Origin of the sequence: Oligosphaera ethanolica, from assembly GCF_030814695.1 — a bacterium.
Taxonomy (GTDB): domain Bacteria; phylum Verrucomicrobiota; class Lentisphaeria; order Oligosphaerales; family Oligosphaeraceae; genus Oligosphaera; species Oligosphaera ethanolica.
Genome location: NZ_JAUSVL010000001.1, coordinates 1,128,735 through 1,144,564 on the forward strand (window position 1 = coordinate 1,128,735; position 15,830 = coordinate 1,144,564).

General features: G+C 59.8%; 12 protein-coding genes. 3 read left to right on the forward strand and 9 right to left on the reverse strand.

Features of this window, described 5'->3' with window-relative positions; genetic code table 11:
- The 4 genes from gspG to J3R75_RS03930 form a co-directional block, all read right to left on the reverse strand.
- On the reverse strand, positions 1–432 hold the full coding sequence (gene gspG / locus J3R75_RS03915) for a type II secretion system major pseudopilin GspG (RefSeq protein WP_307260036.1): 432 nt from the start codon (positions 430–432) through the stop codon (positions 1–3).
- Positions 433–511: 79 nt separating this feature from the next.
- Positions 512–1,711 (reverse strand): type II secretion system F family protein, encoded by a 1,200-nt coding sequence (locus J3R75_RS03920; RefSeq protein WP_307260038.1) that lies wholly within the window; start codon positions 1,709–1,711, stop codon positions 512–514.
- Between the two features lie 34 nt (positions 1,712–1,745).
- Complete coding sequence (locus J3R75_RS03925; RefSeq protein WP_307260039.1) at positions 1,746–2,213, reverse strand: DUF6941 family protein; 468 nt, start codon at positions 2,211–2,213, stop codon at positions 1,746–1,748.
- A 136-nt stretch (positions 2,214–2,349) separates the two neighbouring features.
- Positions 2,350–3,429, reverse strand: coding sequence for a glycoside hydrolase family 172 protein (locus J3R75_RS03930; RefSeq protein WP_307260040.1), 1,080 nt, complete (start codon positions 3,427–3,429; stop codon positions 2,350–2,352).
- Positions 3,430–4,407: 978 nt separating this feature from the next.
- On the opposite strand from J3R75_RS03930, the gene J3R75_RS03935 reads away from it, so the two are divergent.
- The 3 genes from J3R75_RS03935 (at position 4,408) to J3R75_RS03945 (ending at position 8,157) form a co-directional block, all read left to right on the forward strand.
- On the forward strand, positions 4,408–4,602 hold the full coding sequence (locus tag J3R75_RS03935) for a hypothetical protein (protein ID WP_307260042.1): 195 nt from the start codon (positions 4,408–4,410) through the stop codon (positions 4,600–4,602).
- 820 nt (positions 4,603–5,422) lie between these two features.
- A complete protein-coding gene (locus J3R75_RS03940; protein ID WP_307260043.1) occupies positions 5,423–7,600 on the forward strand; it encodes a hypothetical protein in 2,178 nt (725 codons plus the stop codon).
- Between the two features lie 374 nt (positions 7,601–7,974).
- Positions 7,975–8,157, forward strand: coding sequence for a hypothetical protein (locus J3R75_RS03945; RefSeq protein ID WP_307260044.1), 183 nt, complete (start codon positions 7,975–7,977; stop codon positions 8,155–8,157).
- 82 nt (positions 8,158–8,239) lie between these two features.
- Here the strand turns inward: J3R75_RS03945 and J3R75_RS03950 are convergent, their stop codons facing one another.
- From J3R75_RS03950 to J3R75_RS03970, 5 genes are all read right to left on the reverse strand, one after another.
- Positions 8,240–8,782, reverse strand: coding sequence for an EF-hand domain-containing protein (locus tag J3R75_RS03950; RefSeq protein ID WP_307260045.1), 543 nt, complete (start codon positions 8,780–8,782; stop codon positions 8,240–8,242).
- A 129-nt stretch (positions 8,783–8,911) separates the two neighbouring features.
- Positions 8,912–10,195: an adenylosuccinate synthase gene (locus tag J3R75_RS03955; protein WP_307260046.1), complete on the reverse strand. Its 1,284-nt coding sequence runs from the start codon at positions 10,193–10,195 to the stop codon at positions 8,912–8,914.
- A gap of 160 nt (positions 10,196–10,355) precedes the next feature.
- Complete coding sequence (locus J3R75_RS03960; protein ID WP_307260047.1) at positions 10,356–11,924, reverse strand: sigma 54-interacting transcriptional regulator; 1,569 nt, start codon at positions 11,922–11,924, stop codon at positions 10,356–10,358.
- A 194-nt stretch (positions 11,925–12,118) separates the two neighbouring features.
- Complete coding sequence (locus J3R75_RS03965; protein WP_307260049.1) at positions 12,119–14,425, reverse strand: glycoside hydrolase 5 family protein; 2,307 nt, start codon at positions 14,423–14,425, stop codon at positions 12,119–12,121.
- A 181-nt stretch (positions 14,426–14,606) separates the two neighbouring features.
- Positions 14,607–15,818, reverse strand: a complete 1,212-nt coding sequence (locus J3R75_RS03970; RefSeq protein WP_307260050.1) for a Gfo/Idh/MocA family protein — start codon at positions 15,816–15,818, stop codon at positions 14,607–14,609.
- Positions 15,819–15,830 lie beyond the last annotated feature (12 nt).

Below are 15,830 nucleotides of genomic sequence, written 5' to 3' on the forward strand. Positions count from 1 at the left end.
TCAATTCCAGCAGGAAATGTCTTCATTGTTGCCGGTGCCACCCGAGCTCTTGTCGCCACCATAGCTGATGATGTCAAAGGGCATATTGTCCTGCCCAGGCACGCTGTACTGGAAGTCATTGCCCCAGCCGTCCTTCGGGATACTCTTGGCTTCGAGATAAGGCCCGTCCCACTTCTCATTACCAGGATTGGTGATCAGCTCGTCCAGCCGCGTCGGATACGTCGACATGTCCATGTAATACTGCTGCACGGCGTTCTTGACCGACACCAGCTGGGCCTTGGTGCTCTTCACCCGCGACTTGTCCAAATTGCCGACAATGTTCGGGCCGACCAGCGCCGCCAGCATGCCGATGATCATCACCACGATCATAATCTCAATCAGGGTGAAACGGTGGCGGCGAACCCGCCGTAAACTGCTCTTGTCCTTGCTCATGGCCTGCGTCCTTTTCTATGCGTTGACTTGCTACCCAATCTTATTTTCCACCGAAACCAGCATTGCCAAGCGACTATCCTCAGCCCGCGGCGCCCTGCATGTCCATCATGGCCATGAACATCAGCAACACGACGACGCCAACGCCCAGCCCGAGGCAAATGATGATCGCCGGCTCAAACAGGCTCAACAGCCGTTTGACCAGCCGCTTCATGTCCTCTTCATAGCGGTCGGCAACGCGCTCCAGCATCGTCTCGACCGACCCCGTCTCCTCGCCCACTGCGATCATCTTCAGCATCAGCGACGGTATGTACTCGCTCTTGCTTAATGCCGCCGACAGCCGCTGGCCCTGGCGCAATTCGCCGGACAGCCCTACGATCGACTGGCTGATCGCCTGGTTCTGCACCACCCGATTCGCTATCACCACCGTGTTCAACAGATGCACGCCGCTGCGCATGAGGATGGCCATCGTCCGGCACAGCCGGGCGATATTCGCATACAGCACTAGGCGCCCCGCCAACGGCACCCGCAGGATCCAGTGGTCGTAGCGAATGCGCAGGGCGCTGCCCTCTTTGCGCAATTGCGTCACCACATAGATCACCAGCGCCAGCAAAACCAGACTCAGCCACCAATAGTTGCGGAAGAAACTCGACACGCCCAGCAGAATCGTCGTCGCCATCGACTCCACGCCCGCTCCCGCCAGCGCCGTCGCAAACCGCGGCACGATCACCCCGAGCACGACCACCATCATCACCACGCCCGTAAACGCTATAAACAACGGATAGACCGATGACGAGATGATGAAGGACCGCAGCTCCTGGCTCTCACTCAGAAAACGCCGCAACTCGCCCATCACCTGCGGCAGCGCCCCGGCCTCCTCACCGGCCTCGACCACACCCGAGTACAACTGCGGGAAAGTACGCCCACGATCACGTATTAGCTGCGAGAACTTCTTGCCCTCATGCAGGCCCCGCCGCAGGTCGCCAACAGTTTCGGCCAGCACGGGATTGTCATTGTCATCGCCGACAATGCCCAGCGCCCGCTCCAGCGTGATGTTCGCCTGCAGTAGGGGTACCAGGCGTTCAGTAAACTCGACCACATTGAGCTTGGGGCCGAACCAGCCCCCTCCCTGCTGCGTCTTGCTGCCCTCGCCCAGAAAATCCAGCGGCATCAAGCCCCGGCGCTGTATCCGCCGGGCCGCATCGGCCTGGGAGTCGCCCTCAATCAGCAACTCACTGATCTTTCCGGCAGCGTCACTCACTTTGTATTTGTACAATGCCATTCAGCATCACCTCAACATCATCGCCGTCATCTGCTTATGGTTGTGGCGGCGGCGGTGGCGGTGCCGCCGGCCGTTGTCCTGGGTCAGCCGCACCGCCCGGCGCCGCCGGCGGCCGGCAAGTCACCACCAGCGGCCGCATCATCAAGGGCATACTCTCAACCAGTACTTTAATCCAATAACGCCCCGGTTGCGTGAAACGCAGGGAACGAAGCGCAAAAACCAGCTCGGCGACGTCGTAGGGCGACTTGAAAGCCACCTTGCACTTCATCGCAAATACTTTCTCCGCGCTATCCACATGCTCGCAAAGAATCTCACAGGGATACTCGCCCGTACCGCCAGTCAGCGACACAAACAGAAACAGCCCCGGATGCACATAGGGCAATTTGCCCACGTTGATCTGGCTGAAAAGCCCCACGAGGCTCTTCTTCAGCGTCCGGCGATCTTCTATCACCGTGTCGCAGACCAGCAACGCCAGCCCGATGGGCAGTTCCGAATAACTCACGCACGACTCCTATCCTTGCACTGTCCGGTAACGGGCATTGTCGCCCAAGCCTACCAGTAGCCAACATCTAACGCCCAACACGACTCTTTATTACCATCGCCACCGGTTATTATCAATCTGAAAAGCGCCAGCGCCGTTATATCACTTCCAGCCCATCCCGATCAGGCAGCGCCGGAAATGGCGCCGTCGGCAGCCGCTGATACCAGAAAGCCACCGACGATATGTCGTCCTGCAGAGGCAAATAACGCCCACCGCTGCGCCATCCCAGCGCCTGGATGGTCACCCGCAGATCCGAGCTGAAACGGATGGGATCCATGATGTGCCAGCGATACATCGCAAACCGCTGCTGGCTGGCATAGACGCCATCCGGCTTGATCACTTGATGCAGACCCGCGTACGCCGTGCTGAAGGTCTCGTACTGGTGCGTGGCCTGGTTCTCGAAGTTGTAGGACCCGCAGAAATAATCCTCAGTTCCAGTGCCGCAAATGGTCGGATACTCGTCGTCGCCATCCAGGTAGAATTTGATCTCGCCCTCGCCCCACCAACCCGTGTTGTTCACGCCCCAGTGCATGCAGACGCCGACATAATGCCCCGGCCCTTTCACACCATCCAGAATGGTGTAGACGCTCTTGTACGGCAGGGGATTGGCCCGCCGGAACTGCGCATGGAAATACGCGCAGTCCTCCGGCACCTCCGTCAGAGTATAATTCACTTGATAGTACAGCCGAACAGCCTCCGTGGAGATGTTCGTTAACGTGATGCGGCAGCGCTTGCGGAAAGGCATTTCCCAGTAGCTATTGAAGGCCCGGCCGGGATTCACACACACCGCCAGCGAATTCAACGGCGCATAACGCCCCCAGCCCATGCCAAAGAAATCCCCCACGGGACATTCCACCGACGGCTGCTCCTGGTCGTCCCAATACAGCCGCAGGATCTGATAACGCCAGTTGCCCGTCGGCGTCAGCCAGACCTGCTGCACAGCGCCCATGCCGCTGATGTCCGCCAGCGTAAAACACTCGCCGGCCTCAATCGCCACCGACGGCGATACTTTCCAGCCCGCACCCAAATCACGCGCACACGACGCCCCAGTACCCGTCGTCGCCTGACCACCACCGCCCTTGCCACCACTGAAATTCTCCGGGCTGATCGACCGCGTCTGCGCTGACGACAATCTGCTCAGTGTCCCCAAATGCAAGCCTAGGCCATTATATGTCATTGTCCAGCCACTCCTTCTTGCGCCATTACCGCACCAAAACGCCACCCGCAGCCAATCGCGACGCTCGAAAACCGGCCCAAACGCCCCGCACCCAGTGCCACGCGACTTCCATGTCAAATACCTACGCAGCCCTGCGTGTGCACGCTTGGCTTACTATATCCCGCTTTTGCAGCCGCCGACCCGCAGTAACGGAAAATTGTGCTTCCTTGGCAATCGGTCAGTAATTGATAATTAAGCGGTAGAGCAACAGGCGGCCCTAGGCGCGCCCGTCTTCCGGCCGTGGTGCGGGCTTTCAGCCCGCGTCCACTCGCGCGCCCGTCTCCCAGCCGTGGTGCGGGCGTCCCGCCCGCACCGTCACCAGAGGTTAGCTCCTCGCACGACACCCGAACAGCCCCACGCTGACGTTCCCGAACAGCCCCCTCCCGCGTCCATGTTCCGGCCGTGATGAGAGCATCGCCCCGGGGCAGCGCTGGGAGGGCGCCACATTGGCGAGGCACGTCGCGTCCCACCGCGCCAGCGAGAGGCATGCCGTGCATCCATTCTCAATGGCTCCTATGAAACCGATGCTCCTCATTTAACGGTATCCTTGGCACTTGTTGTTTCAACCAAGCAGCCTTTTCTCGTCGTGCATTTCCGCCGCGAAGCGGCAGAAGCGCTGAAATCGCGGCCTAAGATAGCCCAGGGCAAGCGGCGCCGAAGGCGCGCGCCGCCCTGGGTAGCGCGCCATATTGGTCCGTGTTCCTCAGCCTCTTTGGCTTCAGTCGGCGAAGCTGACTGGAGCCAAAGAGGCAATGGAACTCATTGATTGCTGCGGCAATTTTGCGCTGTGGCCCTTCGTTGCAGGTCTTTTAGGCCGCCCTCTCAGGGCTCTTTTGGGTTGGGGCACCTTACCCAGGGCGACGCGCCCTGCGGGCGCTTGCCCTGGGCTATCTTAGGGCGCACCTTCGGTGCTCAAAACCTCGGCGAATGATCTTGTGCATGGTTACTAATCAACTCATCGCCGGCGATTGCCGCATGCTATGTGAAGAGCATTGCTCCTATGAAACCCGCTGCCTGGTTAGCTACCCATATGTCATGGCGGGGCGGCGAATGGCCGTGGGTTTCCTGCAAATTGTCCCCGGTGTTTCCCCCACCGGGATGGTTACTCCTATGAAACCGATGCTCCTCATTTAACGGTATCCTTGGCACTTGTTGTTTCAACCAAGCAGCCTTTTCTCGTCGTGCATTTCCGCCGCGAAGCGGCAGAAGCGCTGAAAGCGCGGCCTAAGATAGCCCAGGGCAAGCGGCGCCGAAGGCGCGCGCCGCCCTGGGTAGCGCGCCATATTGGTCCGTGTTCCTCAGCCTCTTTGGCTTCAGTCGGCGAAGCTGACTGGAGCCAAAGAGGCAATGGAACTCATTGATTGCTGCGGCAATTTTGCGCTGTGGCCCTTCGTTGCAGGTCTTTTAGGCCGCCCTCTCAGGGCTCTTTTGGGTTGGGGCACCTTACCCAGGGCGACGCGCCCTGCGGGCGCTTGCCCTGGGCTATCTTAGGGCGCACCTTCGGTGCTCAAAACCTCGGCGAATGATCTTGTGCATGGTTACTAATCAACTCATCGCCGGCGATTGCCGCATGCTATGTGAAGAGCATTGCTCCTATGAAACCCGCTGCCTGGTTAGCTACCCATATGTCATGGCTGGGCGGCGGCGGGCCGTGGGTTTCCTGCAAATTGTCCCCGGTGTTTCCCCCACCGGGGTGGTTACTGACCCATTACCTTCACTGGCACTTCGGACAACCGTATCCGCTACACACACGCGTTGTGTTTCCGGTCCACGCTGTCCACGCGGTCCACGCGGTCAGCACCTCCCCCTTCCAGCCTAAAGCCGCAAATAGGACGAATGCTGTCTTCGCTGTCTGGCTAATTTCTGCTCGTGCGTGGCGCAAGCAGCGTCGGCGGGTTATTGTAGCGCTGCGCATCAGCTCACCCTTATCTTCTGCGTACTGGGGATAGTGTTCATGAAAAAAAAGTCTTTGCCCTTTTTGGCGCAGTCATGCATTTTCCTGCACACCTTGCTCTTAGGCTGTTCGTGGCTCACCCTGAATTACTTCCAGATGTTTTCTCTGGAACGGGCTTTCGCCGGTGTCAGTGTCGGCATGTTTCTGCCTTGGCTGCTGCTGGTATTGCTTGACGCCCTACTGGTCCCCGGCCTGTTTGCCGCGCTGTACATTTTTTACACCCGCATTGGCCGAGCCAGCCGCTCGCCGATCTGGCAAGACATGATGTCGGGTTACGCCCTACCCATTGCACTGCTGCTCACGGCCGTCACCTGCGTGTTCGCGGCAGCCTTATTTACCTCGCCCCGAGAGCTGCTGTTGCTTTTCCCGGTTTTTCTCTGGTTTCTGCTCAAAGCCCTGGGCGCGCCGCTGGCGGCTTGGACGGTGTCCCGCAAGGCCTTCGTGGTTGCCGTCGTGCCGGCGCTCTTGACCTTCGCGGCCTACATTTTCCTTGGCGTCGCCAACGCCGGCAGCCAACGTTTCAGCCCGGAAGAGCTCGCCCACGCCCACGCCATTTTCTTTTTGGTCGATTACGTGCTTTCCCTGTGGCTCTACGTTCTGCTGGCCAAGCTAACCCGCAAGGAGTTCTATTCGCCGGTGCTGCAGACGCTCTGGGCCGTCTTTCTCGTCGGTTGGATCGTCTCTTTCGCCGCCAGTTACTACAGCGATGTCCTGCTGGCCCGCGAACGCAAGCAGGTCGCGGCCACCTGGGGCGCCCCGCTGGACATCACCGGCATCCGCGATGTCTATTACAACGGCCACGAACCCGACGCTGCATTTTTCGCGGCGCTGCAGCAGGTCGGCAGCCAAAATGCCCACGACGCCACGCCGCTGATCCACCTGGCACAAACGCTGCCCAGTACGCCGGCCTTGAACGACGAATTCATCAAGGCGCTAGACAACGAACTGGCCGGCTACAGCGCGCTCATTGAGCTCGTCGACCATCGGCTAAGCAACAACCAAATCCTCAAATTCCCGCTAGTCGCCGAAAACAGCGATGATGTCCGCGCCCTACCGTACCTGGATTGGTTGCAGGACTGGGCATCGCTCCTGCCGGCGCGGGTTCTCAGCGCCGCCCAGCGTCAGGACTCAGACGCCCTTGCCAAGCTTTGGCAATGCACCCACGCCCTGCATCTGTCGCTCTCGGAAGAGCCTTTTGCCGCGTCATTGTATGCCAACCTCCAATGCCTTCACTATGCCAGCACCGCTCTGGCCCTGGCCATTAACGCCAATGTCTTTGACGAGGCAGCCTTGAACCGGAGTGCCCAGGACCTGTTTCTCAGTCGCGCCTGCCTGCAGAAGCAACTGCCGTTGCTGCGGTTTGGCGAAAGCGCCCTACTCAATGTCGCCTTCGACGAGATCATGAACGGCACCCACTCCCGCGACATACTCATTTTCGACACCAGCAAACTCCGCCCGCTCCTGGCCCCCCTGCATATCTTCCTGCGCAAACAACAGCGTGACGCGTTGACGCTATTTATCCAAGAAGACTTCTGCAACGCCCCGCGCATCACCAGCGACTGGGGCGTGCCAGTGCTGCTCACGTCAATGAAAAGCCTCCAAACGAATGTCCAAACGGCGAGTGCCAAACACCGCTTGCTCACCTGCGCCATTGCCCTAGATCGCCATGTTCTGCAGCATGGCAAGTTTCCGGAAACTCTGGATCAACTCGTGCCGGCCTTCCTGCCAACTATCCCCCGCGACCCATTCAATGACCAGCCCTTGCGTTACGAATTGCTTGATGAAACACTACCAGTCATCACTATCGTACCGGTAGATCAACCAACGCCAACCGATGCAACAACACCAGTAGCCACAGAAGTGTCCACCGCGCCCGTTACCAACGACACGCCAGCGGCAGCAACCACCACCGACGCGCCCACAACGCCAACGGTCACCCACACGCCGGACGCCGTCGCAGCCCCCAGCATCATTTCCGACACCGCAGCCTCTACGGCCACCGACAATAGCGCTGGCAAGAACGCCGCCACACCCCGGTGGCAGACGAAAACCACCCAGGAAAAGCTCAAAGCAGCGCGTATCTGGAGCGTCGGGCGTAATCGCATCGACAACTGCGGGGAAGGCCACGGCGGCCAGTTTGACGACATCAGCTTCACCCGCATCGCGCCACGCCGCTAATTTCTCTGTAGGGGCTACCCAAAAAACTCTGCGGTGGTCGCAAGGCACAGCACAGGGAAATCGTTACGTAGTTCCATTGCCTCTTTGGCTCCAGTCAGCTTCGCCGACTGGAGCCAAAGAGGCCGAGGAACCCAGCCTTGATTGGCGTCTTACCCAGGGCGGCGCACGCCTTCAGCGTGCTTGCCCTGGGCTATCATGTTTCGCACTTTCAGCGCTTCTGCCGCTTCGCGGCGATGACAGGCCGACACGACACATGGCTGTTTGGGTGAAACAACAAGAGCAAGGGAAATCGTTAGGTTGCTTGCATTGAACCCACACTCCTGCTTCTGCGCGGTTGCTCAAGCGTAATTTCCCTGCACCGCAGCGCGCACTGCGTGTCCATCGTGTCCATCGTGTCCATCGTGTCCATCGTGTCCATCGTGTCCATCGTGTCCATCGTGTCCATCGTGTCCATCGTGTCCATCGTGTCCATCGTGTACATCGTGTACATCGTGTACATAGCGTACATAGCGTCCATCCAAACTCTCTTGAGCGGCCATCTCGTCAAAGACCGTTAACGCGAAACGCCCCCACTGGCGTGAAGTCAGCGGGGGCGTTGTGTTTTGTGTGTCAGGCGCTATTGCGCGTTAGCTGACGGTATTACTGGGCGGGCGGCGCAGGCGGCGCGGGCGGCGCGGGCGGTGCGGGCTGCTCGCCAGCTGCTGGCGGTCCCTGGCGGCGACGCGGGCCGCGCTCGCCTTCACCGGGGGCGCCGGGGCGGCCGGGGCGGTCCGGGCGCTCGGGACGGTTGCGGCGCATCTCTTCCATACGTTTCCGCTGGAATTCCTGCAGTTTTGTCGGTGCCTCGGCGGCCTCTTCGGGGCTGATGACCATATCACCATCTGTGTCGATGGCTTTGATCTGCTGGTAGAAGCGGGCGAGGCGGGCCTTCACTTCAATATCGGCAAGCTCTTTGTCCATAGCCGCCTTTTCGGCCTCGTCGAGTTTGCCGTCGCCATTCTTGTCATAGAGGGCGAGAAGCTCTTTGGCGCTGCTCTGCAGGCGTTCAATGAAAGCCGGGGCGTTCGGCCCCGGGCCGCCACGGCGGCCAGCCGGCGGCGGTGGCGCGTCAGCCGGCGCAGCATCCTGAGCAAAACCCATGCAGCATGCGCCCATCAATCCCAGCATCAAGATCTTTTTCATGTGCGTCTTCCTTCTGTTTGCTATACTCTCGTTGACTTGTTGGCTAACCGGTCGGGACCCGCGGTCCTCATCACCTGCCGGTCATCGCTATAATCAACGTCAATTTAGCGATTTTGTTATATCGCCTCTTCAAAACATGGGTTCGCAGACGATGGTCTGGTCACGGCCCGGCCCGACGGATACGATGCCCGTGCGCATGCCAGTCAGCACCGCGATGCGTTCCACGTAGGCTCGGCAGGCCGTCGGCAGATCCTCATAACGGCGAATGCCGGTGATGTCCGACTGCCAACCCGGCAGCTCTTCGTAGACCGGCTCGACCTCGCCCAGCACCTTCAAGCTCGCCGGATAAGCGTCCAGCAAGGCGCCGTGGTAGCGGTACGCCACGCAGATCTTCAGCGTAGGCATGCTATCGAGAATGTCCAAACGCGTGAGCGCCATGCAATCAATCGCGCTGAGTTCACGGGCAAAGCGCAAACCGCAGACATCAAGCCAGCCACAGCGCCGCGGCCGGCCCGTCGTCGTGCCATATTCATGGCCAATTTTGCGAATCTTCTCACCGATCTCGTTGAGCTGCTCCGTGGGGAAGGGCCCTTCGCCGACGCGAGTCGAGTAGGCCTTGACCACGCCGATGACCTTGCCAATATTCCTGGGCCCCGTCCCCGTGCCAATACACGCACCCGCAGCTATCGGATGCGATGAGGTCACGTAAGGATAGGTCCCGAAATCCAAATCCAGCATGGTCGCCTGCGCGCCCTCAAAAAGGACCTTCTGCTGCTTGGCGATCGCCTGGTTGACCACAAAGGTCGTCTCGGTCACAAAAGACCGCAGCTGCTCGGCATAGCCGCAGTACTCGTCATAGATCGCCTGAAAATCCATTGGCGCCTGGCCGTACACTTTGGTCAGAATCGGATCTTTCATGGCGATGTTCTGCTTGAGTTCAGCCGCAAAGGCCTCCTTGTCCAGCAATGATACGAAGCGAATACCGACACGGGCGACTTTGTCCTGGTAGCAGGGGCCGATGCCGCGCCCGGTAGTGCCGATTTTGTTAGCGCCCTTCTGCTCCTCTTCCAGGCGGTCGAGCAGGCGATGATAAGGCATGATGACGTGCGCCCGGCTCGATATGCGCAGCCCGCTCACATCCACCCCACGCTCGCGCATCACCGCAATCTCCTTGAGCAGCACCGCCGGATCAACTACCACGTCGTTGCCGATCACACAGAGGCAGCCCGGATAGAGAATGCCCGACGGCAGAAGGTGCAGCTTGTGCTCCACTCCCTTCACGACCACAGTATGGCCAGCGTTGTTTCCGCCTTGATAGCGCGCCACCACGTCAGCCTTCGCCGCCAAGTGGTCAACAATCTTGCCTTTTCCCTCATCGCCCCACTGGGTTCCAATCACAACTATTGAAGGCATGTCTTTATCCTTTATTGATCTGCGGACACCTAAGTCACTCGAATCCATTACACATAAAACACACTTCTGCCGGCCATGCACTCATGAACACCAGCACGGCGACGACAAAACAAAGCACCCGGCGTTGGCCGTGGCCGGCCATGTGCCGGATGCCCCGCACTCATTCCTGGGCGCGCCGCCGCGACGGCCGCTGCTTGTACCACTCGGGGGTCACCCCGTGCTGGTTGATTTTATAATGTATCACGCGGGGCGAAAGACCCAAATCACGCGCCGCCGCCGACATGTTGCCGTTGTTCCGCTTCAAAGCGTCAACAATCAATTCACGCTCAAAAGACGCAACCAGTGTGTTGAAGGGCACCTTCGTGCCCTCCGCCACCGGCTGTTCGATGCCCGAGTCCTTCGCCGTCTGCAACGACATCGGTAAATTGTAGCCGTGAATGCTGTCATCAGACGCCGTCAGCACCGCCCGCTCAATGCAGTTCTCCAACTCGCGAACATTGCCCGGCCAGTGATACGCCATCAACATGTTGATCGCTGGCGTCGAAAAACGGCGGATGCTCTTGCCGTACTTCAGATTGAATTTAGCCACAAAATGCTCTGCGAGCAACATGATGTCCGACCGGCGGTTCTTCAAATCCGGCAAGACGATGGGGAAGATATTCAAGCGATAGTAGAGGTCCTCACGAAAACGCCCCTGCGCCATCAGCTCTTCCAAATTCCGACTCGTCGCCGCCAGCAACCGCACGTCCGTCTTCAGCTCGGCATTGCCGCCAAGACGCGAAAAAGTGCGCTCCTGGATAAAACGCAGCAGCTTCACCTGGATCGGCAAGGACAGGTCGCCAATCTCGTCCAAAAACAGCGTGCCGCCATCAGCGGCTTCAGCCCGGCCAATGCGCCGGGCAATGGCGCCCGTAAAGGCCCCCTTCTCGTAACCAAAAAGCTCGCTCTCAACCAGATTTTCCGGCAAAGCCGCGCAATTGAAGGCGATGAAGGGCTTGTCGGCACGCGGGCTGAGCATGCGGATGGCGTTGGCCACCAGCTCCTTACCCGTACCAGAGCTACCGCGGATAAGCACGGTGGCGTTGGTCGGAGCAACCTGCCGGATCAGCTCGTAGATCTTCTGCATGGTCCGGCAGTTGCCAATGAGCTCCCCCGGCGTTTCCGTCGTATCCAGGGCGCTGCGCAGGCGCTTGTTCTCTTCCAGCAGCGTTTCGCGTTCTTCAATTTCCTGCTGCCGTACCGCCACGGCGTCGGCCGTGAGGTTGCCAATGATCTCCAACATCCGCAGGTCTTGTTCGAGATCCACACCCGGTGTGTCATTGCGACGATCAATGCTGAGAGTGCCGACGACCCGCTCATTGCGCCACACCGGTACGCAGAGGAAGGCCGTATGGCCGTCACGGCCGCGCGCGCCAGTGCGATCAAGAAAGCGCTTGTCCTTGGCGATGTCCGCAATGAGTGCGGGCTTGCCGCTGGCGGCGACTTGACCGGTGATGCCTTCGCCTAGCCGGTAGCGGCCGCGCTTCTTCTCATTTTCATCCAGCCCCTGCGACGCTTCAATGGCAAGCACATCGCCGTGCAGGAGGGTGAAAGTCCCCCGCAACATGCCCATTTTCCGGTTCAGAATTTCGAGGACGCGATTCAACAGCTCCTCGACATTGCGTTCGTGAACGACGGCTGTACTGATCTCCTGGATGACCGCTATTTCTGACGTCTCTTTTTCCTTCATGGGAACCCTTGCGGTTAAAGCAATAAGGTACTGTCATTTACTGACTTGTCAAACTGCAACGGGGGGTCTGAACCGCCATCGCCACGGCATACTATGCAAGGCATTCGTGCGCATCCGCGCCGGCCCCGAACCGGCCCAGACGGCCGCGTCCGGAAACAACCCGAGCCCCCTCACGGCCAGCGCCACGCCGCGCGTTACTGGCCGCCATCAGGCAGGGGCAGCGGCGCGGCCTTGATCTTGAGAGCCACATGCGCCGCGAAGGGCGGCAAGCTGAGCCGCTGCCGTTCTTCCTCGCCGCTCACCACCGCCAGCGTCCGTTCTTCGCAGACTTCACCGCGCTGGAGATCCCAGATCTCCACCTGGTAATCACCGACATCGAGCCGCGGCAGTTCCAACACGACGTTCTCACGCCGCGCCGGCACCACGTTTTCCAGATCGGAAAGGTAGTACTCGGTGTCAAACAACCAGTACAGCAGCCGGTCCTTGCCACGCAGTTCATTGACGTTGATGGGCAGGCCGCTCAAATCATAATTCCGGCATTCCAGCCCGCGGCGGTCCTCGTCTTTGCCGAAACGCGACAGCGCGCGATACTCGTAATAGAGGTCCTTGTCGTCCACCAGCGCAAACCACCAGTACATGGGAATGACGCCGGCCTCATTGAAGAATCCCGTCCACAGGCCAATGCTCACCTGCTTCATCAGATTGCCCATACTGTCCGCGTAGGACGAGCCGCCGTATTCGGTGATCAGTAGCGGCTTTTTGCGCTCCTTGGCAAAGACGCGCCCCGAGCGCAGGAGATTGATGAGCTGTGCGGTGCCGCCGCCGCTATAATAGGCGTCGGTGGCCATGGCATCCAGCTCGGGCAGCGTGGCAATGGCGTCGTTGATGCGGTGATAACTGAGCATCCAGTGGGTATTGATGGGGTGCTTGTAAAGATCCTGTTCCTTCATGTAGGCGCCCATCTCGCGATGCCAGGCAGCCACGGACGGATCAAGGTAGAAACTCAGCGAGGGACCAGTGAGATCGACTTCCGTGAACAACTTCCAGGAGAAGACATTGGGGCTGGCGCTCCAGCGCGCGAGGATGTAATCGGCAGTCTGTTTGAAGGCGGCGCGAGCGCGCTCATCGGTGAAGTAGTCCTCGCATTTGTCCAAAAAGCCGCCCAGTTCCTTGTTGTAGGGATTGCGCGCCCACTCCGTGTCGTAGGTCATGCCGAATTTGCCGTGGTTGTTCAAGACGATGATGAGGTAGATGTCATTTTCCTCGGCCAGACGCAGGATGTGGTCGAGCATCCAGGCGCGGTACTGGTTGTAGTGGCCGACGCCGTGGAAGCCCGGCGCGTCGTTGATCCACTCCAAAGCCAGCCACCACGAGCACATCCACACTTCCACCAAGTTGATGCCGTTCTCGCGGTATTTGCGGAAGAGACGCTCGTATGCCGCCAAACCCTGGTCCTGCCATTGGCTGTATGGCGCGACCTGCTGGTAGCGATTGTCAAAGGGCGAACGCACATTGATGCCCAGGCCCCAGAACGGCGTGCCGTCGTCATGCACAAAAAACTGATCAAAATCCGGGTCGCGACGAACAAAACCGCGATAGGGCTCGGCGCTCTCACGGGCGTGAAAACGCATTTCCGGCAACTTGAAGGTCTCACCATCAATGTCGCCGCTGATGCGCACGCTGTATTCACCGGGCCCCCGCGGACAATAGCGGATCTTGAAGCTAGGCTCGCCGCTGGGCGTCAGGCATTTCGTCTTGTCCCATTCCTCGCGGTCGTAGAGAAAATCTTCGTAGTAAAAGCCATAGGCGAGCTCAACTTGACCGTGCGGGGGGGTAATTTCGGCGACGATGCGCGTCCGCTTCAGAGCAAATGGCGCCGCCGGCCAAGCCGACAGCCGCAGCGTCCACTCCATGCGTTCGCCCAGCAGCGGGCTGCGCGGCTCGTAGTTCATGCCCAGCACCCGCAGCGGCGCCAACGCCTGGGGTGGCAATAGACGCATGGCCGTCAACACCACCTCGCCACTGAATGTGTCGCTAGCACCCGTATCCGGCTCAAAACTGCAGCCGACTTCGCTGAGAAGACGCGCGGTCAACGCCGTCCAAGGCCGCTGATGCCCGAGGCTTTCCCAGCTGGCGACCGCCTCGCGACCCCGGATGGGCACGCTGACCCGCACCACGCCGTCCTGCGGCGCCGGAAAACGCCGGCGCTGCTGCCGCCACAGATGGTCGGCGTCCTTGGTGAAAATCGTGATCATGGCCGTCTCCGGCAAGGACTGCGGTACCGCAAAGACGAATTCGAGGTGGCCGGCGTCCAGCCAGCCATCCCCGACAACGACCGGCGTGACAAATTCCTGCTTGCCGGGGAATTGCAGGGGCATGATCAAGCCGCCGGGCGCATCGCCGGCGGCGGCGCGCACGCTCAACGGCTCGGTCTTGGCGCTGCCGTCAGCCAACCAGCTGCGGCTCACCCAGCCGCTCGCATCGCGGCTGAAGTCGCCCACGTTGCGCGCCCCAGCCGCGGTGGCAGATGCTGCTAACGGAGCAGCTGCCGAGGTGTCAGCTTGGGCCAACAAGGGCGTCAAGCACCACAAAGAACACATGAATACGATCAGAGACAACAAACGCATGTCTTTTCTTTCCTGTCTACGGCTTTTGCCGGGCAGTATGTTGCACGAGGATCCCTTAATGGCTGGGGAAACGGTGGTAATTGTCCAGCGAGACAACGCGGCCCAGCTGGCTCCACGGCTGCGCCTGGTAGTCGCTCAACAGCAACCCGGCGTCATAGGCGGCCGGCATCAGATCGGCCAAACCCGGCATCACCCGGAACTGATTGCCGGGCACGCCGGCCTTGTACACCCACGACGGCGGGAAATCCTTGACTGCCGGTACAGAATCCTGCGCACCATTGACGCACAGCGTGTGCATCATCGCCGCTTCCAAGCCGCAGACGATCTTTTTCTCACCGCGGCAGGCCGCGATGGCGTCCCACAGTTTCGTGGTAATCTGGGTGTCCGGGCAGCCGTAGTCCTTGCTGCTGCCGTCGCTGAAGGTTGCCCAAAGCAGCTTGCTTTTGTAATTGAAGGTCACTGTGCCCTTCTCGAACTCATAGACGAACTCCGGTCCGCGGTTGCGGGTGACGGCGTGGGTCGTGTAAAAAAGGATTTCCGCACCGCAGGTGGTCATCACCCGCAGCGCGGCCGTGTCGTAATTCGTGATGGGATTGGCCCGATACAACTCGGCCTGCACGGTCGCCGGTTGTGCCGAACGGTCCACCGTCGGACCAATGACGTACAGCATGTTGTGCAGATAATGCGCGCAAGCGTTGTTGACTGGACTGTCCAGAATCCAGTCGCCGCGGGAACTCTGCAGCGCGCCGGCCCAGTTGTTACGGCCGTAGTACTTGTCGTTGCGCGGCCATAACACCATCGTCCGCAAACGTATGGGCCGCCCAAAGAGCCCCGCCAGCACGTCGGCCTTGAAGGCTTGGATGACCGGATGGAAGGACCACTGGTAGCCAATGCCCACAAATCGTTCAGCGTGGTCGCGAGCAGCAATCATCTGTTCGACTTCCTGAATCACCGCACTGACGGGCTTCTCGCAGAGCACGTTGCTGCCGTGCCGCAACGCCGTACAAGTCTGTGTGCAATGATACTGAATTGGCGAGGCAATCACAGCCAAATCCGCACTGTTGCCGGCGTAAAACTCGTCCAATGTCGCGTAAAAGGGCACGTCCAACGCCTGCAGGGCCGCAAAGCCCGGCGCTTTGCTGGCCAGCGGATCAACCACGCCAGCCAAACGCCAGGATTTTTCGCCACTCTGCCCCAGCAAAGCCGACACGTAGGTGTTCCCATACCCACCAATGCCCACCAGAACAATCGATACCTGCTCGCTCATCGCAACGCCTTT